Below are 23,453 nucleotides of genomic sequence, written 5' to 3' on the forward strand. Positions count from 1 at the left end.
CATCAAGCCTGCGCTTGACCTTCCGCCAGGAAGAACCAGGTTTCCAGTACGGAATCAGGGTTCAGCGAAACGCTCTCGATGCCCTGCTCCATCAGCCACTTGGCCAGGTCAGGGTGGTCCGAAGGACCCTGGCCGCAAATGCCGATGTACTTGCCAGCCTTGTTACAGGCGGCAATGGCGTTGGCCAGCAGCTTCTTGACCGCAGGATTTCGCTCGTCGAACAGGTGCGCGATGATCCCGGAGTCACGGTCCAGGCCCAGGGTGAGCTGGGTCAGGTCGTTGGAGCCGATGGAGAAACCGTCGAAGAATTCGAGGAACTCTTCCGCCAGGATCGCGTTGGACGGCAGCTCGCACATCATGATGACGCGCAGGCCGTTGTCGCCACGGGCCAGGCCGTTTTCGGCGAGCAGATCCACCACTTGGCTCGCTTCGCCCAGGGTACGGACGAACGGCACCATGATTTCGACGTTGGTCAGGCCCATCTCGTTGCGCACGCGCTTGAGGGCGCGACATTCGAGTTCGAAGCAGTCACGGAACGATTCGCTGATGTAACGCGAGGCGCCGCGGAAGCCCAGCATCGGGTTCTCTTCTTCCGGCTCGTAGAGCTTGCCGCCGATCAGGTTGGCGTATTCGTTGGACTTGAAGTCCGACAGACGCACGATGACCTTTTTCGGCCAGAACGCCGCTGCCAGGGTGCTGATGCCTTCGACCAGTTTCTCGACGTAGAAGCCGACCGGGTCGTCGTAGCCAGCAATGCGCTTGTCGACGCTTTCCTTGATGTCTTGCGGCAGGCCGTCGTAGTTCAGCAGCGCTTTAGGGTGCACGCCGATCATGCGGTTGATGATGAACTCCAGGCGGGCCAGGCCCACACCGGCGTTCGGCAGCTGTGCGAAGTCGAAGGCGCGGTCCGGGTTGCCGACGTTCATCATGATCTTGAACGGCAGATCCGGCATGGCGTCCACGGAGTTCTTCTTGATGTCGAAGCCCAGTTCGCCTTCGAAGATGAAACCGGTGTCGCCTTCAGCGCAGGAAACGGTCACGCCCTGGCCGTCTTTCAACAGCTGGGTAGCGTTGCCGCAACCGACCACGGCCGGGATACCCAGCTCACGGGCAATGATCGCCGCGTGGCAGGTACGACCGCCACGGTTGGTGACGATGGCGCTGGCGCGCTTCATGACCGGTTCCCAGTCCGGGTCGGTCATGTCCGATACCAGCACGTCGCCTGGCTGGACCTTGTCCATCTCGGACACGTCCTTGATGATGCGGACCTTGCCGGCGCCAATGCGCTGGCCAATGGCACGGCCTTCGACCAGCACGGTGCCGGTTTCCTTCAACAGGTAACGTTCCATGACGTTGGCCTGGGTACGGCTCTTCACGGTTTCCGGACGGGCCTGCACGATGTACAGCTTGCCGTCGTCACCGTCCTTGGCCCACTCGATGTCCATCGGGCACTGGTAGTGCTTCTCGATGATCATCGCCTGCTTGGCCAGCTCGCTGACTTCGGCATCGGTCAGGCAGAAACGCGCACGTTCAGCCTTGTCGACATCAACGGTCTTGACCGAACGACCGGCCTTGGCCTCGTCGCCGTAGATCATCTTGATGGCCTTGCTGCCCAGGTTGCGGCGCAGGATCGCCGGGCGACCGGCGGCCAGGGTGCCTTTGTGGACGTAGAACTCATCCGGGTTCACCGCGCCTTGTACGACGGTTTCACCCAGGCCGTAGGCGCCGGTGATGAACACCACGTCACGGAAGCCCGATTCGGTATCGAGGGTGAACATCACGCCGGCGGTGCCGGTTTCGGAGCGGACCATGCGCTGTACGCCGGCCGACAGGGCTACCAACTTGTGGTCGAAGCCCTGGTGCACGCGATAGGAAATCGCGCGATCGTTGAAAAGGGAGGCGAACACTTCCTTGGCGGCACGAATGACGTTTTCGACACCGCGGATGTTCAGGAAGGTTTCCTGCTGACCGGCGAAGGACGCATCGGGCAAGTCTTCGGCGGTAGCGGAAGAGCGCACGGCCACGGCCACGTCAGGGTTGCCTGCGGACAGCGCGGCGAACGCGGTGCGGATTTCGGTGTTCAGTTTTTCCGGGAACTCGGCTTCCATGATCCATTGGCGGATCTGGGCGCCGGTCTTGGCCAGGGCATTCACGTCGTCGACGTCCAGGGCATCCAGGGCGTCATGAATCTGCTGGTTCAGGCCGCTCAGTTCCAGGAAATCACGATATGCCTGAGCGGTCGTGGCGAAGCCACCGGGTACCGATACACCGGCACCCGCAAGATTGCTGATCATCTCGCCCAGGGATGCGTTCTTGCCCCCCACATGCTCAACATCGTGTTTGCCGAGCTTATCGAGGGAAACTACGTACTCTACCAAGGTGATCTCTCCACTAACTGTGTTGGAAAAGCTCAGAAGCCGGCTGCTCGGGGGAGCATTTGCCAGCTGTATGGCCTGGACCTGGAAAATAAGTGAGAATGCGGGCCATTGGCGGCCGGCAAATCGCGCCTATCATATCCAAGAATGCTCATTAGCTTAAGGCCCAAGGTGCAAATGAAACGATCTGCTTTCTTTATCTCCGATGGCACCGGCATTACCGCCGAAACCCTGGGTCAAAGCCTCCTGGCGCAGTTCGAAAACATTACCTTCAGCAAATTCACGCGGCCATACATCGACAGCGTGGAAAAAGCACGGGCCATGGTACAACAAATCAACAAAGCCGCCGAAACCGACGGCTTCCGTCCGATTATCTTCGACACCATCGTCAATCAGGACATTCGTGAGATCCTCGCAACTTCCAATGGTTTCATGATCGATATTTTCTCGACTTTCCTGGCGCCGCTTGAACAGGAACTGACCGAGCATTCTTCCTATACCGTGGGCAAATCCCACTCCATCGGTGCCAACACCAATTACATGGAGCGCATCGAGGCGGTGAACTTCGCCCTCGACAACGACGACGGTGCCCGCACGCACTATTACGACAAGGCCGACCTGATACTAGTGGGCGTGTCGCGTTGTGGTAAGACGCCGACGTGTCTGTACATGGCCATGCAATTCGGTATCCGCGCGGCCAACTACCCGCTGACCGAAGACGACATGGAACGCCTGCAACTGCCTAGCGCGCTACGTGCCCACCAGCACAAGTTGTTCGGCCTGACCATCGACCCGGACCGCCTCACCGCCATCCGCAACGAACGCAAGCCCAACAGCCGCTATTCGAGCTACGCCCAGTGCGAATTCGAAGTGCGCGAGGTGGAAAACCTGTTTCGCCGCGAGAACATTCCCAATATCAACTCCACGCATTTTTCGGTGGAAGAAATTTCCGCGAAAATCCTGGTGGAGAAAGGTGTGGAGCGGCGGTTCAAGTAATTTTGTAGTGCCTGCCAGGTCGCCTTCGCGAGCAAGCCCGCTCCCACATTCGATCGAGTTTCGCCGGGATGAATGCGATCAAATGTGGGAGCGAGCCTGCTCGCGAAGGAACGATAACGCGGTCTCCTAGATAACAAACATGTCTACAAACCGGTTTACCGGTGTTGCCTCAAGCTTTTGCTGATCCTTGCACAGCTCGCAAATCTCCTCGCTACGCTGCGCGGTAAAGCGTGTCAGCAGGTTCGCCTTGAACTTGTCCTCCAACAACGGAATGCCCTCGGCACGGCGCCGACGATGGCCTATCGGGTACTCCACCACCACATTCCCGGTGCTGGACCCATCCTTGAAAAACACCTGCACGGCATTGGCAATCGACCGCTTGTCGGCTTCCAGGTATTCACGGGTGTAGTCCGGGTTTTCGACAATGACCATCTTGTCGCGCAGTACATCGATGATGGGATGCGCCTTGTGGAAATCATCTTCGTAATACTCGGCCACCAGGTTGCCAAAGGCCAGTGGCACCGCGGTCATGTACTGGATGCAGTGATCGCGGTCGGCGGCATTTGCCAGCGGACCGACCTTGGAAATAATGCGAATCGCCGATTGCTGGGTGGTGATGACGATCCGGTCGATGTCATGCAGGCGATTACGCACTTGGGGGTGCAGGATTACCGCGGCTTCACAGGCGGTTTGCGCGTGGAACTCGGCGGGAAAACTGATCTTGAACAGCACGTTCTCCATCACATAACTGCCGTAAGGCCGCGAGAAGCTGAACTGGCGCTTGTCGTCAGGCTTGAGCGCCAGGTCGTTGTTGGTGTGGCTGAACAGTACGTCGTAAAAGCCCCACTGGTTGGCACTCAACACACCGGGGATGCCCATCTCGCCACGCATGGCAATGTCCGCCAGGCGCACTCCACGACTGGTTGCATCGCCCGCTGCCCAGGATTTGCGCGAGCCGGCATTCGGTGCATGGCGGTAGGTGCGCAATGCCTGGCCATCGGCGAACGCATGGGACAACGCTGAGAGCAATTGCCCGCGATTGGCGCCCATGAGTTTGGCGGTGACCGCGGTCGAAGCGACTTTCACCAGGATGACGTGATCGAGGCCCACGCGGTTGAACGAGTTTTCCAGGGCGATCACGCCCTGAATCTCATGGGCCATGATCATTGCTTCGAGCACCGTACGAACGGTCAGCGGTGACTCGCCATTGGCCAGGCGCTTTTGCGACAGGTGGTCGGCCACCGCGAGAATCCCGCCGAGGTTATCCGACGGATGGCCCCATTCAGCGGCGAGCCAGGTGTCGTTGTAGTCGAGCCAGCGCACGATGCAGCCGATGTCCCACGCGGCCTTGACCGGATCAAGTCGATAGCTGGTGCCTGGTACGCGGGCGCCGAACGGCACGAAGGTGCCTTCGACCAAGGGCCCCAAGTGCTTGGTGCATTCGGGAAAACGCAGGGCCAGCAAGCCGCAGCCCAAGGTATCGATCAGGCAGTTGCGCGCGGTATCCAGCGCCTCTTCGGATTCGATTTTGTAGTTGAGGACGTAATCGGCAATGTCCTGCAGGACCTGGTCGTAGTCGGGACGGTTGTTGAGGTCGACGTTGGCGCTCATGTTCGATTCACTCGGCGGTGGTTCGTTGATGGGACCTCGGTTCAGGGCAATCTCAGTCTTATTATGGAAATGCGATCCCCTGTAGGAGCTGCCGCAGGCTGCGATCTTTTGATCTTGCTTTTTAAGATCAAGATCAAAAGATCGCAGCCTGCGGCAGCTCCTACAGGGGGTTGTGTGAGTTAGAACGAGTCGCCTGGCACGCGGACAAAACCTTCCATCAACACCCGCGCACTGCGGCTCATGATGGCCTTTTTCACGGTCCACTCACCGTTCACCTGGCTGGCCTCGGCGCCGACGCGCAAGGTGCCTGAAGGGTGACCGAAGCGCACCGCATTGCGTTCTACACCGCCTGCCGCGAGGTTCACCAGCGTCCCGGAAATCGCTGCCGCCGTGCCGATGGCGACTGCCGCCGTGCCCATCATCGCGTGGTGCAACTTGCCCATGGACAGCGCGCGCACCAGCAGGTCGACATCGCCCGCCGCAACCGCTTTGCCGCTCGACGACACGTAGTCCGCAGGCTTGGCGACGAACGCCACCTTCGGCGTGTGCTGGCGCTTGGCCGCTTCGTCGATGTTGGAGATCAGGCCCATGCGCAGTGCGCCGTAGGCACGAATGGTTTCGAACATCAGCAATGCTTTTGGATCGCCGTTGATCGCGCCCTGCAACTCAGTGCCCTTGTAGCCGATGTCTTCGGCATTGACGAAAATGGTCGGGATGCCCGCGTTGATCAGGGTTGCCTTCAAGGTCCCGACGCCAGGCACTTCCAGGTCATCCACCAGATTGCCGGTAGGGAACATCGAACCCCCACCGCCCTCTTCCTCTGCTGCCGGATCGAGGAATTCGACCTGCACTTCCGCCGCTGGAAAGGTCACGCCGTCGAGTTCGAAATCGCCGGTTTCCTGCACTTCACCGTTGGTGATCGGCACGTGGGCGATGATGGTCTTGCCGATGTTGGCTTGCCATACGCGTACCACGGCGATGCCGTTGTGCGGGATGCGGCTGGCGTCCACCAGGCCATTGCTGATGGCGAACGAGCCGACTGCAGCGGTCAGGTTGCCGCAATTGCCACTCCAGTCGACGAATGGTTTGTCGATCGACACTTGGCCGAACAGGTAGTCGACGTCGTGATCGGCCTTGGTGCTTTTCGACAGGATCACGGTTTTGCTGGTACTGGACGTCGCGCCGCCCATGCCGTCGATTTGCTTGTCGTAGGGATCGGGGCTGCCGATCACGCGCAGCAGCAATGCATCGCGAGCCGGGCCTGGGACCTGTGCCGCTTCGGGCAGGTCCTTGAGGCTGAAGAACACGCCTTTGCTGGTGCCGCCGCGCATGTAGGTGGCGGGAATTTTGATTTGCGGTGCGTGAGACATGAGTGCTCCTTCAAAACAGACACGGGACTCAAAGTCCCGTGTCCATGCAGCGTGTGTTAAACGGCAACCGCCGATTCTTCGAGGAAGTCCTGGGCAAAGCGTTGCAGCACTCCACCGGCCTCGTAGATCGACACTTCCTCAGCGGTGTCGAGGCGGCAGGTCACCGGCACATCGACGCGCTCGCCGTTCTTGCGATGGATCACCAGCGTCAGCTCGGCACGTGGGGTGCGATCGCCGATCACGTCGTAGGTTTCGCTGCCGTCGATGGCCAGGGTGTGACGGTTGGTGCCCGGTTTGAACTCCAGTGGCAACACGCCCATGCCCACCAGGTTGGTGCGGTGGATACGTTCGAAACCTTCGGCCGCGATCGCTTCCACACCCGCCAGCCGCACGCCTTTGGCTGCCCAGTCGCGGGATGAACCCTGACCGTAGTCGGCACCCGCGATAATAATCAGCGGCTGCTTGCGATCCATGTAGGTCTCAATGGCTTCCCACATGCGCATCACTTTGCCTTCCGGCTCGACACGGGCCAGGGAGCCCTGCTTGACCTTGCCGTTTTCCACAACCATTTCGTTGAACAGTTTCGGGTTGGCGAAGGTCGCGCGCTGCGCCGTCAAATGGTCGCCCCGATGAGTCGCGTAGGAGTTGAAGTCCTCTTCCGGCAGGCCCATTTTCGCCAGGTATTCGCCAGCGGCGCTGTCGAGCATGATCGCGTTCGACGGCGACAGGTGATCGGTGGTGATGTTGTCCGGCAGCACCGCCAGCGGGCGCATGCCCTTGAGCGGACGCGCGCCGGCCAGTGCGCCTTCCCAGTACGGCGGACGGCGGATGTAGGTGCTCATCTCGCGCCAGTCGTACAACGGCGCGACTTTCGGGCCGGTGTCTTCGTGGATGGCGAACATCGGGATGTAGACCTGGCGGAACTGCTCCGGCTTCACCGAGGCTTTTACCACCGCGTCGATTTCTTCGTCGCTCGGCCAGATGTCCTTCAGGCGGATTTCCTTGCCGTCGACCACGCCCAGCACGTCTTTTTCGATGTCGAAACGAATGGTGCCGGCAATTGCGTAAGCGACCACCAATGGCGGCGAAGCCAGGAACGCTTGCTTGGCGTACGGGTGAATCCGCCCGTCGAAGTTGCGGTTGCCCGAAAGCACGGCGGTGGCGTACAGGTCGCGGTCGATGATCTCTTGCTGGATCACCGGGTCCAGTGCGCCGGACATGCCGTTGCAGGTGGTGCAAGCGAAGGCCACGACGCCGAAACCAAGCTGCTCCAGCTCATCGGTCAGGCCGGCTTCGTCGAGGTACAGGGCGACGGTTTTCGAGCCCGGTGCCAGGGACGACTTGACCCATGGCTTGCGGGTCAGGCCCAGCTTGTTGGCGTTGCGCGCCAGCAGGCCGGCAGCGATCACGTTGCGCGGGTTGCTGGTGTTGGTGCAGCTGGTGATGGCGGCGATGATCACCGCACCGTCCGGCATTTGGCCGGGTACATCGTCCCACTGACCGGAAATGCCTTTGGCCGCCAGGTCCGACACCGCCACACGGGCGTGCGGGTTGCTCGGGCCGGCCATGTTGCGCACCACCGAGGACAGGTCGAAGGTCAGGCCGCGCTCGTATTGCGCGCCTTTCAGGCTGTCGGCCCACAGGCCCGTGGTCTTGGCGTAGTTCTCGACCAGCTGCACCTGATCGTCTTCACGGCCGGTGAGCTTGAGGTAGTCGATGGTTTGCTGGTCGATGTAGAACATCGCCGCGGTGGCACCGTATTCCGGGGCCATGTTGGAGATGGTCGCGCGGTCGCCCAGGGTCAGGGCCGCGGCGCCTTCGCCGAAGAACTCCAGCCAGGCACCGACGACTTTTTGCTTGCGCAGGAACTCGGTCAGCGCCAGCACCATGTCGGTGGCGGTGATGCCCGGCTGCAGTTTGCCGGTGAGCTCGACGCCGACGCTTTCCGGCAGGCGCATCCAGGAGGCGCGGCCGAGCATTACGCTTTCCGCTTCCAGGCCACCGACACCGATGGCGATCACGCCCAGCGCATCGACGTGCGGAGTGTGGCTGTCGGTGCCGACGCAGGTATCAGGGAACGCCACGCCGTCGCGCACCTGGATCACCGGAGACATTTTCTCCAAGTTGATCTGGTGCATGATGCCGTTGCCCGGCGGGATCACGTCGACGTTCTTGAACGCCTTCTTGGTCCAGTTGATGAAGTGGAAACGGTCTTCGTTGCGACGGTCTTCGATGGCGCGGTTCTTCTCGAACGCCTCCGGATCGAAGCCACCGCGTTCGACGGCCAGGGAGTGGTCGACGATCAGTTGGGTTGGCACCACCGGGTTGACTTGCGCCGGGTCGCCGCCTTGCAGAGCGATAGCGTCACGCAGGCCGGCGAGGTCGACCAGCGCGGTCTGGCCAAGAATGTCGTGGCACACCACACGGGCCGGAAACCAGGGGAAATCGAGGTCGCGCTTGCGCTCGATGAATTGCTTCAGGGATTCGGTCAGCGTGGCCGGGTCACAGCGACGCACCAGGTTTTCCGCCAGCACGCGGGAGGTGTACGGCAGGGTGTCATAGGCGCCGGGCTGGATGGCCTCGACCGCCGCGCGGACGTCGAAGTAATCCAGGTGGCTGCCGGGCAGCGATTTACGGAATTCTGTGTTCATCGGTCAGGACTCGGTCACGGTAGTTTCAAAGGGTGGGGCCTGGTACTTGGCTCGAATTCAACCCGATCCCTGTAGGAGCCGAGCTTGCTCGCGATAGCGGTGTAACAGTCGACATCATTGTTGAATGTCAGTCCGTCATCGCGAGCAAGCTCGGCTCCTACAGGTTCCGGGTGATCAGGCCTCCACCATTCAGCGTTGTTCGATTGGCACGAACTTGCGCTGTTCAACGCCGACGTATTCGGCGCTTGGGCGGATGATGCGGTTGTTGGCACGCTGTTCGTACACGTGTGCGGCCCAGCCGGTCAGGCGCGAGCAGACGAAGATCGGTGTGAACAACTTGGTCGGGATGCCCATGAAGTGGTACGCCGAGGCATGGTAGAAGTCGGCGTTAGGGAACAGCTTCTTCTGCTCCCACATGGTCTTGTCGATGGCTTCGGAGACCGGGAACAACACTTTATCGCCCACTTCGTCGGCGAGTTTTTTCGACCAGCCCTTGATCACCTCGTTGCGCGGATCGCTGTCCTTATAGATCGCGTGGCCGAAGCCCATGATCTTGTCCTTGCGCTCGAGCATGCCGAGAGTGCCCTTGATCGCATCTTCCGGCGAGCTGAAGCGTTCGATCATTTCCATCGCCGCTTCGTTGGCGCCGCCGTGCAGCGGACCACGCAGCGAGCCAATCGCCGCAGTGATGCACGAATACAGGTCGGACAGGGTCGAGGCACACACGCGCGCGGTGAAAGTCGAGGCGTTGAATTCGTGCTCCGCGTAGAGGATCAGCGAAACGTTCATCACCTTGACGTGCAACTCACTCGGCTTCTTGCCGTGCAACAGGTGCAGGAAGTGACCGCCGATGGACTGCTCGTCGCTTACGCATTCGATGCGCTTGCCTTCGTGGCTGAAGCGATACCAGTAGGTCATGATCGCCGGGAATGCAGCCAGCAGGCGGTCAGTCTTGTCGTGCTGCTCGGAGAAGTCTTTCTCTGGCTCCAGGTTGCCCAGGAACGAGCAGCCGGTGCGCATCACGTCCATCGGGTGGGCGTCGGCGGGGATGCGTTCCAGCACTTCCTTGAGCGCTTGCGGCAGGTCACGCAGCTTGCTCAATTTAGTGATGTAGGCGGCCAGTTGCGCCTTGGTCGGCAGTTCGCCGTACAGCAGCAGGTAGGCAACTTCTTCGAACTGTGCGTCAGCCGCCAGTTCGCGTACGTCATAGCCGCGGTAGGTCAGGCCTGCGCCCGACTGGCCTACGGTGGACAGTGCGGTTTGCCCGGCAACCTGGCCACGGAGCCCGGCGCCACTGAGTACTTTTGCTTCGGCCATTTCTGCCTCCAGTTTTTAATTTTGTTAGGGAATCGGCAAATTGTGCTTCATCAGGTTATTCGGGTGATGCCGAAAAGATCGCAGCCTCGTTGCACTCGACAGCTCCTACAGAGGATCACGGCCGAGGTAGGAGCTGCCGAAGGCTGCGATCTTTTGATCTTCATTTTTTCGCGGCGAACAACGCATCGAGCTTCTGCTCGAAGGTGTGGTAGTCGATGCGATCGTAAAGCTCCATGCGGGTCTGCATGGTGTCGATGACATTCGCCTGCGTGCCATCGCGACGGATCGCGGTGTAGACATTTTCCGCAGCCTTGTTCATGGCGCGGAAGGCCGACAGCGGGTACAGCACCAGCGACACGTCCGCAGCGGCGAGTTGCTCGGTGGTGTACAGCGGCGTCGCGCCGAATTCGGTGATGTTGGCCAGGATCGGCGCTTTCACACGGCTGGCGAACAGTTTGTACATCTCGAGTTCGGTGATGGCTTCCGGGAACACCATGTCGGCGCCGGCCTCGATGCACGCGGCGGCGCGATCCAGTGCCGATTCCAGGCCTTCCACTGCCAGGGCGTCGGTACGGGCCATGATCACGAAGCTGTCATCGGTACGGGCATCGACGGCCGCCTTGATGCGATCGACCATTTCCTGCTGGGTCACGATTTCCTTATTAGGACGGTGACCGCAACGCTTGGCGCCAACCTGGTCTTCGATGTGAATCGCCGCCGCGCCGAACTTGATCATCGACTTGACGGTACGGGCGACGTTGAACGCCGAGGAACCGAAACCGGTGTCCACATCCACCAGCAGCGGCAGGTCGCAGACGTCGGTGATGCGACGCACGTCGGTCAGCACGTCATCCAGGCCGGTGATGCCCAGGTCCGGCACGCCAAGGGAGCCAGCAGCCACCCCGCCACCCGACAGGTAGATCGCCTTGAAACCGGCACGCTTGGCCAGCAGGGCGTGGTTGGCGTTGATGGCGCCGACCACTTGCAATGGATGCTCGCTGGCGACCGCATCGCGGAAACGCTGGCCTGGAGTGCTCTTGTTCAAACTCATGACTCACCTCGTTTGGCTGTCGGGTTAGCGCCGTCCTGGTAATGACGGGCGATGTTGCGTTTGGAGGCGCCGATGTGACGGCGCATCAACAACTCGGCCAGTTCACCGTCACGGTCGGCGATGGCATCGAGAATTCGGTGGTGCTCGGCAAAGGCCTGGTGCGGGCGATTGGGCGTGGTGGAAAACTGGATGCGGTACATGCGCACCAATTGATACAGCTCGCCGCAGAGCATTTGCGTCAGGGTGCGGTTACCGCTGCCCTGGATAATCCGGTAGTGGAAGTCGAAATCGCCTTCCTGCTGGTAGTAGCCGCGGCCAGCCTGGAAGGCCTCATCGCGTTCGTGGGTTTCAAGGACCCGGCGCAGCTCATCGATTTCCTCGACGCTCATGCGCTCGGCGGCCAGGCGACAGGCCATGCCTTCGAGGGATTCGCGGATTTCGTAGAGCTCCACCAGCTCGGCATGGTTGAGCGACACCACCCGTGCTCCGACGTGTGGCACGCGCACCAGCAGGCGTTGGCCTTCCAGGCGGTGGATGGCTTCGCGCAACGGGCCACGGCTGATGCCGTAGGTACGGGCCAGCTCGGGCTCGGAGATTTTGCTGCCCGGGGCGATCTCACCCTTGACGATGGCCGCTTGAATGCGTCGGAAGACGTTTTCGGAAAGCGTTTCCGAGTCATCCTGAACGGTAAGCGGGGGAGCCAGTTGATCCAGCATATTGTCGACACCTTGAAAGCCAGTGCGGCAAAAATTAACCAAAACTGCCGCCACAGTCAAAGGATAATTAGATATTGTCGACAATCGTCTAATAACCTCCTGCACCATAACAAAGCAGTGCCCTCGATTCACAGCCGCCCGCCAGCGCTGGCGCCATCAACCTGCCGTGCTAGAATGCCGCCCGCATTTGTTTGTGACATCTGCACGGCTTGTCATAAATAGCTGATAGGCATACGAGGAGCTTGCGCAGCGATGCCAGGGTCTTGAATTAAAGAACAGACCGCTGCGCACCAGGATTTATGAGACTCAAGCCCTTCCCGATCTTCCTTTTTCTTCTTTGCCTGCCCGGGTTCGCTGCTGCCGGGGACAAGACCGTGTACGGCCTCAATGAATATGCTTCGTTGGGCGGCATCGACCTCGAAGTGGCCGCCAAACTCGACACCGGGGCAAAAACCGCATCCTTGAGCGCCCGCGACATCAAGCGCTTCAAACGCAATGGCGAGTCCTGGGTGCGCTTCTACCTGGCCATCGACACCGCCCATTCGCACCCGATCGAACGACCGCTGGCCCGCGTCAGCAAGATCAAACGCCGGGCCGGTGACTACGACCCGGAAGAGGGCAAGAAGTACACTGCCCGACCGGTGATCGAACTGGATATCTGCATGGGTTCAGCTTTACGTAGCATCGAAGTGAACCTGACCGACCGTAGCGCGTTCCAATACCCGCTATTGATCGGCTCCGAAGCACTCAAACGCTTCGATGCGCTGGTCGACCCCAGTCTTAAATACGCTGCCGGCAAACCCGCCTGCGCCGCCGACGCTCATACCGCCGAGTAATTTAAATGCGCTCTCTTACCCTTCATCTGAAAATGTTGATCGCCATCCTGGTGGTATTGGGCATTTCAGTCACGGCCTACCAGATCTTCGTACTCGGCATTCCCGTGACGGAAGACGCCACCGACGACTTGTGGAACATCGACGCCAAGGTCGAGTTCGTCGCCAGTGCCAAGGACCCAGTCAAGATCCAGATGTTCGTGCCACCCTTGAGCCGCGATTACGTGAGTCTCAACGAAAGCTTTATTTCAAATAATTACGGCGTGGCCGTGAACCGAGTCGACGGCAACCGCAAGGTCACGTGGTCGGCGCGCCGGGCCAAAGGCAACCAGACCCTTTATTACCGTCTGGTGTTGACCAAGCGCTACACCGCCGAAAAAGCCAAGATCAAAGGGCCGACCTTCCGCGACAGCATTGCCGTGGAAGGCCCTGAAAAACTCGCCGCCGAAGCGCTGCTGGCGCCGATTCGCCAACACTCGGCCGACGTCGAGACCTTCATCAGCGAAGCGATCAAGCGGGTCAACAACAGCAACGACGACAACGCCAAGATGCTCCTGGCCGGCGACCCGACACCGGCCCACAAGGCGAAGATCGTCGAACTGCTGCTGTCCATCGCCCACGTGCCGGTGGAAAAGGTCCACACCATTCGCCTGGTGGCCGACCAGCCGCAAACCCCGGAACTCTGGCTGCGCAGCTTCAATGGCACCGACTGGCTGTACTTCAACCCGGAAACCGGCGAACAGGGCCTGCCGACCGACCGCCTGCTGTGGTGGACCGGCGACGAAAACCTGATCACCGTGGATGGCGGCAAGAAGGCCACTGTGACCTTCAGCATGAACAACAGCGAGATGAACGCCATTCGCCTGGCCAAGCTGACCGACGAGAACACCGACGCCAATTTCCTCGAGTACTCGCTGTACGGCTTGCCGCTACAAACCCAGCAGACCTTCATGATCATGGTGATGATCCCGATCGGCGTGCTGGTGATCCTGGTCCTGCGCAACCTGATCGGCCTGCAGACCCTCGGCACCTTTACCCCGGTGCTGATCGCCCTGGCCTTCCGCGAGACCCAACTCGGCTTCGGTATCGTGCTGTTTACCATCATCACGGCGCTGGGGCTGTCGCTGCGCTCTTACCTTGAGCACCTGAAACTGCAAATGCTGCCAAGGCTGTCGGTGGTGCTGACGTTCGTCGTGGTGTTGATCGCGGCCATCAGCCTGTTCAGCCATAAGCTCGGCCTGGAGCGCGGGCTGTCGGTGGCGCTGTTCCCGATGGTGATCCTGACCATGACCATCGAACGCCTGTCGATCACCTGGGAGGAACGTGGCGCCAGCCATGCCATGAAAGTGGCGATCGGCACCCTGTTCGCCGCGACGCTGGCGCACCTGATCATGACTATTCCAGAGTTGGTGTACTTCGTATTCACCTTCCCGGCGATCCTGTTGATCATGGTGGGCTTCATGCTGGCCATGGGTCGCTATCGCGGCTACCGCCTGACCGAACTGGTGCGTTTCAAGGCCTTCCTGAAGAAGGCTGACGCCTGATGTTCGGCTTCTGGAAGACCTGGAAAGCCCTGGAAGCCCGGGGCATCATGGGCATCAACCGGCGTAACGCGGACTACGTGCTCAAGTACAACAAGCGCAGCCTGTACCCGATCGTCGACGACAAGATCATCACCAAGGAACGCGCCATTGCGGCCGGCATCCATGTGCCGCAGTTGTATGGCGTGATCTCCACCGAGAAGGAAATCGACAAGCTCGACGAGATCATCGGCGGGCGCAACGACTTCGTGATCAAGCCGGCCCAAGGCGCTGGCGGCGACGGCATCATTGTCATTGCCGACCGCTTCGAGGGGCGCTATCGCACGGTGTCCGGCAAGATCGTCGACCACGAAGAGCTCGAGCACCATATTTCCAGCATCCTGACCGGCCTGTATTCCCTGGGCGGGCATCGCGACCGTGCACTGATCGAATACCGGGTGATCCCGGACCAGATCTTCAAGAGCATCAGCTATGAAGGTGTGCCGGACATCCGCATCATCGTGTTGATGGGGTATCCGGTCATGGCCATGCTGCGCTTGCCCACCCGTCAGTCCGGCGGCAAGGCCAACTTGCACCAGGGCGCCATCGGCGTGGGTGTCGACCTGGCCACCGGCCTGACCCTGCGCGGCACCTGGCTGAACAACATCATCGCCAAACACCCGGACACCACCAACGCGGTGGATGGCGTGCAACTACCCTACTGGGACGGTTTCATGAAACTCGCCGCGGGTTGCTATGAACTGTGCGGGCTGGGCTACATCGGTGTCGACATGGTGCTGGACCAGGAGAAAGGCCCACTGATCCTCGAGCTCAACGCCCGACCTGGCTTGAATATCCAGATTGCCAATGATTGCGGCCTGACATTGCGCACCCATGCGGTCGAGGCGCGGCTGGAAGACTTGAAAGCACGCGGCGTCAGCGAAACCGTCGAAGAGCGAGTGGCGTTTGTGCAGGAGATGTTCGGGCATATTCCACCGGTCGAGGGTTGATCCAGAACCCAGGTGTGTCTTTCGCGAGCAGGCTCGCTCCCACAAGTATTGCGCTGAACCCTGTGGGAGCGAGCCTGCTCGCGAATACAATCTGCCAGATTCCACAGTAGCCATGCCTGCCTCCAATCTGCTAATCCCCTCTAGGAGCAATTCCCCGAGGGGACTACAATCGCCACCCCGCCTCGATGGCTGATCCAACCCGCCCATGCTGACCTGCTCCGTACACCCGCTGCCCTATCGCGCCAACCCTGCCGACTACTTCGCGGCCATTCGTCATGCCCCAGGTGCCGTGCTGCTCGACAGCGGCCGCCCCAGCGCCGAGCGCGGGCGCTTTGACTTGCTCAGCGCCTGGCCGCTGGAACAACTGGCCGTAGCGCCTGACGAACGCGGCAGCGATTTCCTGCAACGCCTTCGGGACAATCTGACACGCTTGGGCGAAGCATCGCTGCCTGCACCTTATGAACTGCCGTTTGCGGGCGGCTTGATCGGTTACCTGAGCTACGACTTCGGCCGCCACCTGGAAAACCTGCCGAGCCAGGCCCTGGATGACCTGCAGTTACCCGATGCGCGCTTCGGCCTGTACGATTGGGCGCTGATCAGCGATCACCACCAGGCCACCAGCCAATTGGTGTTTCACCCAACGCTGGCTGACAGCGAGCGCCAACGCCTGATCCAGCTGTTCAGCCAGCCCGCCGCTGAAGCGGTCGAGCCGTTCAAGCTGCAAGCGCCGATGAATGCCGATCTGAACGCTGATCAGTATCGCCAGGCGATCGAGCGCATCCAGCAATACATCCAGGCAGGCGATTGCTATCAGGTCAACTTCGCCCAGCGTTTCCGTGCACCCTGCCAAGGTGATCCATGGACGGCGTATTGCGCGTTGCGACTGGCTTGCCCCACTCCGTTTTCCGGCTTCCAGAGCCTGCCCGACGGCGGCGCGGTGCTGAGCCTGTCACCGGAACGTTTCGTCAAAGTCAGCGAACGCCATGTTGAGACCCGTCCGATCAAAGGCACACGCCCGCGCGGCCTTAGCGCTGCCGAGGACGCGGCGAACGCCGCCGAACTGCTGGCGAGCCCCAAGGACCGTGCGGAAAACCTGATGATCGTCGACCTGTTGCGCAACGACCTCGGTCGCACCTGCCGCACCGGTTCGGTTCGAGTGCCTGAGTTGTTCAGCCTGGAAAGCTACCCCAATGTGCATCACCTGGTGAGCAGCGTGACCGGCGAACTGGCAGATGATCGCGATGCGCTGGACCTGATCGCCGGCAGCTTCCCGGGCGGCTCTATTACCGGTGCGCCGAAAATTCGCTCGATGCAGATCATCGACGAGCTGGAACCCACCCGACGCGGGCTGTACTGCGGTTCATTGCTGTACCTGGACGTGCGCGGCGAGATGGACAGCTCCATCGCCATCCGCAGCCTGTTGGTCAAGGATGGGCAGGTGTGTTGCTGGGGCGGTGGCGGAATCGTCGCCGATTCCGAGTGGCAGGCCGAGTATCAGGAATCGATCACCAAGGTGAAGGTGCTGCTCGATACCCTCCAGAACCTCTAAAAACATCGCGGGCAAGCCCGCTCCCACAGGTTAATGGTTGTTCACAGATTTTGTGACCGACGAAAAAACACTGTGGGAGCGGGCTTGCCCGCGAAGGCGTCCTGAAGATCGACTACAAACTCAAGGTACGATTCGAAGCCTTGATGAACTCCTGCTTCAGCTCTTCAAACGTATGCACCGCCGGAAACTGCGGGAACTCGGCGATCACATTGTCCGGCGCATGGAACAGAATCCCGGCGTCCGCCTCACCCAGCATCGTGGTGTCGTTGTAGGAATCGCCCGCTGCAATCACCCGGTAGTAGAGGCTCTTGAAGGACAGCACCGACTGGCGCTTGGGATCTTTCTGACGCAGCTGATAGCCCGTCACCCGGCCGGTATCGTCAGTAATCAAACGATGGCAGAGCAAGGTCGGGAAGCCGAGCTGACGCATCAGCGGCTGGGAAAACTCGTAGAAGGTGTCCGACAGGATCACCACCTGGAAGCGCTCGCGCAGCCAATCGACGAACTCGACGGCACCGTCCAGCGGCTTGAGCGTAGCGATCACCTCTTGGATGTCGGCGAGTTTCAGGCCGTGTTCGTCGAGAATCCGCAAGCGTTGCTTCATCAGCACGTCATAGTCGGGAATGTCCCGGGTGGTGGCCCTGAGGGATTCGATCCCGGTTTTTTCGGCGAAGGCGATCCATATTTCCGGGACCAGCACACCTTCAAGATCCAGACAGGCAATTTCCACAAGACACTCCCATTGGTATTGTTTATTGAGTCGAGCGAGCCCGAACTCTAGCGACAACTCCCCCACCACGCAACGCAGAGGACGCCCCGGCCAGCGCAGCTTTTTGTTACCATCGGCCCCATATAGAGCGCCCAGCGCCACCGACCTGTAGGAAGCCGCCCTGATGAGCCCAACGTTCGACGTCGTGGAACTCGCCACGACCTATGCCAACAAATCCGCCCAGGACATCCTGAAACTCGCTTTTGCCGAGTTCGGCGATGATCTGTGGATATCTTTCAGCGGCGCCGAGGACGTGGTGCTGGTGGACATGGCCTGGAAGCTGAACAAGAACGTCAAAGTGTTCAGCCTCGACACTGGCCGCTTGCATCCCGAAACCTACCGCTTCATCGATCAGGTGCGCGAGCATTACAAGATCGATATCGAACTGGTGTCCCCGGATCACACCAAGCTTGAACCGTTCGTGAAGGAAAAAGGCCTGTTCAGTTTCTACAAGGACGGCCATGGCGAATGCTGCGGCATCCGCAAGATCGAGCCGCTGCGTCGCAAGCTGTCTGGCGTGAAGGCCTGGGCTACCGGCCAGCGCCGCGACCAGAGCCCTGGCACGCGCAGCGCTGTGGCCGTGATGGAAATAGACACCGCGTTCTCTACCCCGGAACGCACCCTGTACAAGTTCAACCCGCTGGCGCAGATGACCAGCGAGGAAATCTGGGGCTACATCCGGATGCTGGAACTGCCGTACAACAGCCTGCACGAACGCGGGTTCATCAGCATTGGCTGTGAGCCGTGCACCCGCCCGGTACTGCCAAACCAGCACGAGCGTGAAGGTCGCTGGTGGTGGGAAGAGGCCACGCAGAAGGAATGCGGGCTGCATGCCGGCAATATCATCAGCAAGTCATAACAGCGATACCCACCTGTAGGAGCAAGCTCGCTCGCGAAAAACGTGAGAACGCCGCGGTGTATCAGGCACCCTGCGTTATCGTTGAAGACAATCGCGGGCAGGCCAGCTCCCACAGGTGTCAACATCAGCCCTGAAAATGTGTACACACCACTGTCACCATCGGTGTCATTTTTGTGTGCACTTTTTGTTTCTTCGCCCTAAAAAGTTACATTTCCCTGCCTGACAACCCTCGCCACAGCTTTTTGTAGCCCCCTCCGAAAAAATAAATACCTGCGCAATCGGTCAACTTATATCACCCGTTTTTCAGCGGTTTAGCACCCGCTGATAACAAAACGAAATGAGCAACCAAATCCATAGATTCAAGACTGGCACGCATCTCGCTTAAGTGCATACATGTTTTGTATACAATCACCTCAAAACATAAAAACACTCAGATCCGCAAGCCTGAAGCGCCCTATCCCGTACAGGCTGCAGATGCCCCATAACCAATGGTTTTCGCTACCCGCGACGAAGATTTGTCGAGCCTTGCGCTCATGCACAGTCATCGCGGCGTCGAACATCAGGAGCCTGCCGGAATGCGTACAAGTCTCTCCACCAACGATATTGCGCTGGATCTACCTTCTTCCCACGTCACCCAGACCGACCTTGGGCAGCCACTGCAACCCCCTGTCGTGCTCAGCCCCCGCCTGCACAACAAAGACCTGGCCCCGACCAAGGCAGAAGGCCGGCGCTGGGGTCGCTACAGCATCTTCGCGTTATGGACCAACGATGTGCATAACATCGCCAACTACTCGTTTGCCATTGGCCTTTACGCCCTGGGCCTGGGCGGCTGGCAGATTCTCCTGTCGCTGGGCATCGGCGCGGCGCTGGTGTATTGCTTCATGAACCTGTCGGGCTACATGGGCCAGAAGACCGGTGTGCCGTTTCCGGTCATCAGCCGCATCAGTTTCGGCATCCATGGCGCGCAGATTCCTGCCCTGATCCGCGCCGTGATCGCCATCGCCTGGTTCGGCATCCAGACGTACCTGGCCTCGGTTGTGTTCCGCGTCCTGCTGACCGCCATCCATCCCGGGTTCGCCGAGTACGACCACGATTCGATCCTCGGCCTGTCCAGCCTGGGCTGGGTGTGTTTCGTGGCGATCTGGTTGGTGCAATTGGGCATCCTTGCCTACGGCATGGAAATGGTGCGGCGCTATGAAGCCTTTGCCGGGCCGGTGATCCTGCTGACCGTCGCCGCCCTGGCCGCCTGGATGTATTTTCAGGCCAATGCGACCATCGCCTGGTCGATCCGCGAGCCGCTGAGCGGCGGCGAGATGTGGCGCAACATCTTTGCCGGCGGTGCATTGTGGCTGGCGATCTACGGTACGCTGATCCTCAATTTCTGCGACTTCGCCCGCTCTTCGCCGTGCCGCAAGACCATCAAGGTCGGAAACTTCTGGGGCCTGCCGGTGAACATTCTGGTATTCGCTGCCATCACTGTCCTGCTGTGTGGCGCGCAATTCCAGATCAATGGCCGCATTATTGAAAGTCCTACAGAGATCATCGCCTCGATCCCCAACACTTTCTTCCTGGTCCTGGGCTGCCTGGCGTTCCTGATCGTTACCGTAGCGGTCAACATCATGGCCAACTTCGTCGCCCCGGCCTTTGTCCTCAGCAACCTGGCGCCCAAATACCTGACGTTCCGTCGTGCCGGGCTGATCAGCGCGACCATCGCCGTGCTGATCCTGCCGTGGAACCTCTATAACAGCCCGCTGGTGATCGTCTACTTCCTCTCCGGCCTTGGCGCCCTGCTCGGCCCGCTGTATGGCGTGATCATGGTCGACTACTGGCTTGTACGAAAAGGCCAGGTCAACGTGCCGCAGTTGTACAGCGAAGACCCGAACGGTGCTTATTACTACAGCCGCGGGGTCAACCTGCGCGCCGTGGCGGCATTCATTCCTGCCGCACTGATCGCCATCGTCCTGGCGCTGGTACCGGGCTTCCACTTGGTGTCGCCGTTCTCCTGGCTGATTGGGGCCGGGATTGCCGGGATGCTCTACCTGATCATCGCCAAGCGCCAACCTCACTACGCCGACGTCAGCGGTGAAGCCATCGCCGTGGACAACGTCAGCCATTGACTCCATCGCGGCCCGGCAGCGTCGGGCCGCTGAACCACCCACTATAAGGAATCCCCATGCGTATTCTCGTGGTCAACGTCAACACCACCGAATCCATCACCCAGGCCATTGCCCGTTCGGCCCAGGCCGTGGCTGCGCCCGGCACGGAAATCGTTGGCCTGACGCCCTACTTCGGTGCCGACTCGATCGAAGGCAACTTCGAAAGCTACCTGGCCGCCATTGCGGTGATGGATCGGGTCATGGCCTACGACCAGCCCTTCGATGCCGTGATTCAAGCAGGCTATGGCGAACACGGTCGCGAAGGCCTGCAGGAATTGCTCAACGTACCGGTGGTGGACATCACCGATGCGGCAGCGAGCACCGCGATGTTTCTCGGCCATGCCTACTCGGTCGTCACTACCCTCGACCGCACCGTTCCTCTGATCGAAGATCGCCTGAAACTGTCGGGGCTCTGGGACCGTTGTGCCTCGGTGCGAGCTAGCGGCCTGGCGGTGCTGGAACTGGAACACGAGCCGCAACGCGCACTGGAGGCCATCGTGCATCAGGCTGAACTGGCAGTAACCCAGGACAAGGCCGAAGTGATTTGCCTGGGTTGCGGTGGCATGGCCGGGCTGGACGAGCAGATTCGCCAGCGCACAGGCGTTCCGGTAATCGATGGTGTGACGGCGGCGGTGACCATCGCCGAATCGCTGGTGCGGCTGGGGTTGTCGACGTCCAAGGTGCGGACCTATGCGACGCCGCGGCCGAAAAAAATCATTGGCTGGCCGGGGCGATTTGGCAGGTAAACCGCGTTATCGTTCTTCGCGAGCAGGCTCGCTCCCACATTGGTTCCGCGGCGTACAAAACTCCCCTGTGGGAGCGAGCCCGCTCGCGAATGGGGGCGACTCGGTTTCAAGCCTGACTCAAATAGCACTAAAACGCTGCCCCAACCCCTGCCCGGCAAACTGCTCGATAATAAAATCCACAAACGCCCGGGTCTTGCCCGGCAGCAGTTTGTGCTCGGCGTAATAGATCGAAATATTGCCATCATCGACATACCAGTCCGGCAGCACCCGCTCCAGCGTCCCCGCCTCCAGATACCCCACGGCAAACGGCATGCTCACCAGGGCAATGCCCAAACCCTGGACCGCCGTGGCGCAGGCCGCCTCCGAATCGCTCATGGTCATCCGCGCCCTGAGCGTCAGCGGGCTGTGTTGTCGGGTGCGGCTGGTCAACTGCCAGGAGCGCACGCGGCCGGTCTGCGGTGAGCGAATGAGGATGCCGTCGTGAAGCTTGAGATCATCGGGCTCGACAATCGCTTCATGCGCCGCCAGGTAACCGGCCGAGGCTACCAACACGCGATGGGCCGGGGTCAGCTTGCGCGCCACCACCCCTTGGGGCAGTTCGAACCCGCCACCAATCGCGGCGTCGAAACCTTGGGCGATCAGGTCGACCTGACGGTTATCGAAATGCCAGTCCGGGTTGATCGCTGGAAAACGCCGCAAAAACTCACCGAGCAGCGGCACGATGTATAGACGCCCGAAGACGGTGCCCATGCTGACCTTCAAAGTGCCCGCGGGACGCCCCTCGGCGCTGGCCAGATTGGCCACGGCATTCTGGATCGTGTGCAGGCTGGCACTGACTTCGCTCAGAAACAGCTGCCCGGCCTCGGTCAGCGTCAAGCTGCGAGTACTGCGCTGAAACAAGCGTACCCCCAGCCGCACTTCCAGTTTGGCCACGCTCTTGCCGACTGCCGCCGGGGTCAGGCTCAAGCGTCGCGCGGCTTCGGCAAAGCTGCCCACCTCGGCACTGCGCACGAAGCATTCGATACTGCTGAAGGTTTCCATAGGAGCCATTATAAACTTATGGTTTACACAGACTATCGCAATTGCTGTCTACTCAGCTTGTAATCGTGAATCGATACTAGGCTCCATCAACCGGGACATCTCGCCTCGGGACTTTGGAGATCGATATGACTACTCAGAACCTCAGCGGCAAAGTGGCTTTGATCCAAGGCGGTTCCCGCGGCATCGGCGCTGCCATCGTCAAACGCCTGGCCGCTGAAGGCGCGACAGTCGCCTTTACCTACGTAAGCTCCACGGCGAAGGCCGAAGAACTGCAGAACAGCATCACCCAAGGCGGCGGCAAAGCCCTGGCGATCAAGGCTGACAGCGCTGACGCCGAGGCCATTCGCAACGCCGTGACGGCAACCGTAGAAGCGTTTGGCCAGCTGGATATCCTGGTTAACAACGCGGGTGTGCTGGCCGTCGCACCGCTGGAAGACTTCAAGCTCGAAGACTTCGACCAGACCCTGGCGATCAACGTACGCAGCGTGTTCATTGCCACCCAGGCTGCCGCCAGGCACATGACCGAAGGCGGTCGCATCATCAATATCGGCAGCACCAATGCCGACCGCATGCCCTTCGCGGGTGGTGGCCCGTACGCCATGAGCAAATCGGCGCTGGTTGGCCTGACCAAGGGCCTGGCCCGCGACCTCGGCCCCAAGGGCATCACCATCAACAACGTGCAACCGGGCCCGGTCGATACCGACATGAACCCTGCCCACGGCGACTTCGCCGACAGCCTGATCCCGCTGATGGCAGTGGGGCGCTACGGCAAAGTCGAAGAGATCGCCAGTTTCGTCGCCTACCTGGTCGGTCCCGAAGCGGGCTACATCACCGGTGCGAGCCTGACCATCGACGGTGGTTTTGGCGCTTGACCCTGTAGGAG

18 protein-coding genes are annotated in these 23,453 nt (G+C 60.4%); 9 read left to right on the top strand and 9 right to left on the bottom strand.

Translation table 11 applies throughout. The features are described from left to right. Positions 1–2: 2 nt before the first annotated feature. On the bottom strand, positions 3–2,378 hold the full coding sequence (gene ppsA, locus PSUM_RS22775) for a phosphoenolpyruvate synthase (RefSeq protein ID WP_033039437.1): 2,376 nt from the start codon (positions 2,376–2,378) through the stop codon (positions 3–5). A gap of 174 nt (positions 2,379–2,552) precedes the next feature. Here ppsA and ppsR point away from each other — a divergent pair, with 174 nt between their 5' ends. Further along, positions 2,553–3,371, top strand: a complete 819-nt coding sequence (gene ppsR / locus PSUM_RS22780) for a posphoenolpyruvate synthetase regulatory kinase/phosphorylase PpsR (RefSeq protein ID WP_020801102.1) — start codon at positions 2,553–2,555, stop codon at positions 3,369–3,371. A gap of 126 nt (positions 3,372–3,497) precedes the next feature. On the opposite strand, the gene prpD is transcribed toward ppsR, so the two are convergent. The 6 genes from prpD to PSUM_RS22810 all read right to left on the bottom strand — a co-directional run bounded on the left by prpD (position 3,498) and on the right by PSUM_RS22810 (position 12,084). Further along, the gene (gene prpD, locus PSUM_RS22785; protein ID WP_083349587.1) at positions 3,498–4,982 is read right to left on the bottom strand and encodes a 2-methylcitrate dehydratase; all 1,485 of its coding nucleotides are present in this window, start codon (positions 4,980–4,982) and stop codon (positions 3,498–3,500) included. A 179-nt stretch (positions 4,983–5,161) separates the two neighbouring features. Continuing rightward, positions 5,162–6,352 (bottom strand): 2-methylaconitate cis-trans isomerase PrpF, encoded by a 1,191-nt coding sequence (gene prpF / locus PSUM_RS22790; protein WP_020800449.1) that lies wholly within the window; start codon positions 6,350–6,352, stop codon positions 5,162–5,164. Between the two features lie 56 nt (positions 6,353–6,408). After that, positions 6,409–9,003 carry a Fe/S-dependent 2-methylisocitrate dehydratase AcnD gene (acnD, locus tag PSUM_RS22795; RefSeq protein WP_083349588.1) on the bottom strand — a complete coding sequence of 865 codons (2,595 nt, stop codon included), beginning with the start codon at positions 9,001–9,003 and terminating at the stop codon, positions 6,409–6,411. 189 nt (positions 9,004–9,192) lie between these two features. Then, the gene (gene prpC, locus PSUM_RS22800) at positions 9,193–10,320 is read right to left on the bottom strand and encodes a bifunctional 2-methylcitrate synthase/citrate synthase (RefSeq protein WP_020800452.1); all 1,128 of its coding nucleotides are present in this window, start codon (positions 10,318–10,320) and stop codon (positions 9,193–9,195) included. 160 nt (positions 10,321–10,480) lie between these two features. Next, positions 10,481–11,371 carry a methylisocitrate lyase gene (prpB, locus tag PSUM_RS22805; RefSeq protein ID WP_020800453.1) on the bottom strand — a complete coding sequence of 297 codons (891 nt, stop codon included), beginning with the start codon at positions 11,369–11,371 and terminating at the stop codon, positions 10,481–10,483. Further along, positions 11,368–12,084 carry a GntR family transcriptional regulator gene (locus tag PSUM_RS22810; RefSeq protein WP_173667179.1) on the bottom strand — a complete coding sequence of 239 codons (717 nt, stop codon included), beginning with the start codon at positions 12,082–12,084 and terminating at the stop codon, positions 11,368–11,370. Before PSUM_RS22810 ends, prpB begins: the two co-directional genes overlap by 4 nt. 302 nt (positions 12,085–12,386) lie before the next feature. On the opposite strand from PSUM_RS22810, the gene rloA reads away from it, so the two are divergent. The 4 genes from rloA (at position 12,387) to pabB (ending at position 16,999) form a co-directional block, all read left to right on the top strand. Next, the gene (gene rloA / locus PSUM_RS22815) at positions 12,387–12,923 is read left to right on the top strand and encodes a retropepsin-like aspartic peptidase RloA (protein ID WP_020800455.1); all 537 of its coding nucleotides are present in this window, start codon (positions 12,387–12,389) and stop codon (positions 12,921–12,923) included. A gap of 5 nt (positions 12,924–12,928) precedes the next feature. Next, a complete protein-coding gene (gene rloB / locus PSUM_RS22820; protein ID WP_033044105.1) occupies positions 12,929–14,464 on the top strand; it encodes an osmotic stress tolerance membrane protein RloB in 1,536 nt (511 codons plus the stop codon). Next, entirely contained in the window at positions 14,464–15,450 is a 987-nt protein-coding gene (locus tag PSUM_RS22825; protein ID WP_083349589.1) for an alpha-L-glutamate ligase-like protein, read from the top strand. Before rloB ends, PSUM_RS22825 begins: the two co-directional genes overlap by 1 nt. Before the next feature lie 205 nt (positions 15,451–15,655). Next, complete coding sequence (pabB, locus tag PSUM_RS22830) at positions 15,656–16,999, top strand: aminodeoxychorismate synthase component I (RefSeq protein ID WP_020800458.1); 1,344 nt, start codon at positions 15,656–15,658, stop codon at positions 16,997–16,999. 112 nt (positions 17,000–17,111) lie between these two features. Here the strand turns inward: pabB and thrH are convergent, their stop codons facing one another. Continuing rightward, positions 17,112–17,729 carry a bifunctional phosphoserine phosphatase/homoserine phosphotransferase ThrH gene (gene thrH, locus PSUM_RS22835; protein ID WP_020800459.1) on the bottom strand — a complete coding sequence of 206 codons (618 nt, stop codon included), beginning with the start codon at positions 17,727–17,729 and terminating at the stop codon, positions 17,112–17,114. A gap of 163 nt (positions 17,730–17,892) precedes the next feature. On the opposite strand from thrH, the gene PSUM_RS22840 reads away from it, so the two are divergent. From PSUM_RS22840 to PSUM_RS22850, 3 genes are all read left to right on the top strand, one after another. Beyond that, positions 17,893–18,627 (top strand): phosphoadenylyl-sulfate reductase, encoded by a 735-nt coding sequence (locus tag PSUM_RS22840; RefSeq protein ID WP_033044110.1) that lies wholly within the window; start codon positions 17,893–17,895, stop codon positions 18,625–18,627. 575 nt (positions 18,628–19,202) lie between these two features. Beyond that, positions 19,203–20,744: an NCS1 family nucleobase:cation symporter-1 gene (locus PSUM_RS22845; RefSeq protein ID WP_083349590.1), complete on the top strand. Its 1,542-nt coding sequence runs from the start codon at positions 19,203–19,205 to the stop codon at positions 20,742–20,744. Positions 20,745–20,800: 56 nt separating this feature from the next. Next, on the top strand, positions 20,801–21,529 hold the full coding sequence (locus tag PSUM_RS22850; RefSeq protein WP_020800463.1) for an aspartate/glutamate racemase family protein: 729 nt from the start codon (positions 20,801–20,803) through the stop codon (positions 21,527–21,529). 117 nt (positions 21,530–21,646) lie between these two features. On the opposite strand, the gene PSUM_RS22855 is transcribed toward PSUM_RS22850, so the two are convergent. Continuing rightward, positions 21,647–22,570 carry a LysR family transcriptional regulator gene (locus tag PSUM_RS22855; RefSeq protein ID WP_033044112.1) on the bottom strand — a complete coding sequence of 308 codons (924 nt, stop codon included), beginning with the start codon at positions 22,568–22,570 and terminating at the stop codon, positions 21,647–21,649. Between the two features lie 125 nt (positions 22,571–22,695). On the opposite strand from PSUM_RS22855, the gene PSUM_RS22860 reads away from it, so the two are divergent. After that, a complete protein-coding gene (locus PSUM_RS22860; protein ID WP_020800465.1) occupies positions 22,696–23,442 on the top strand; it encodes a 3-oxoacyl-ACP reductase family protein in 747 nt (248 codons plus the stop codon). Positions 23,443–23,453: the final 11 nt, after the last annotated feature.

This window comes from Pseudomonas umsongensis (assembly GCF_002236105.1).
Lineage (GTDB): Bacteria > Pseudomonadota > Gammaproteobacteria > Pseudomonadales > Pseudomonadaceae > Aquipseudomonas > Aquipseudomonas umsongensis.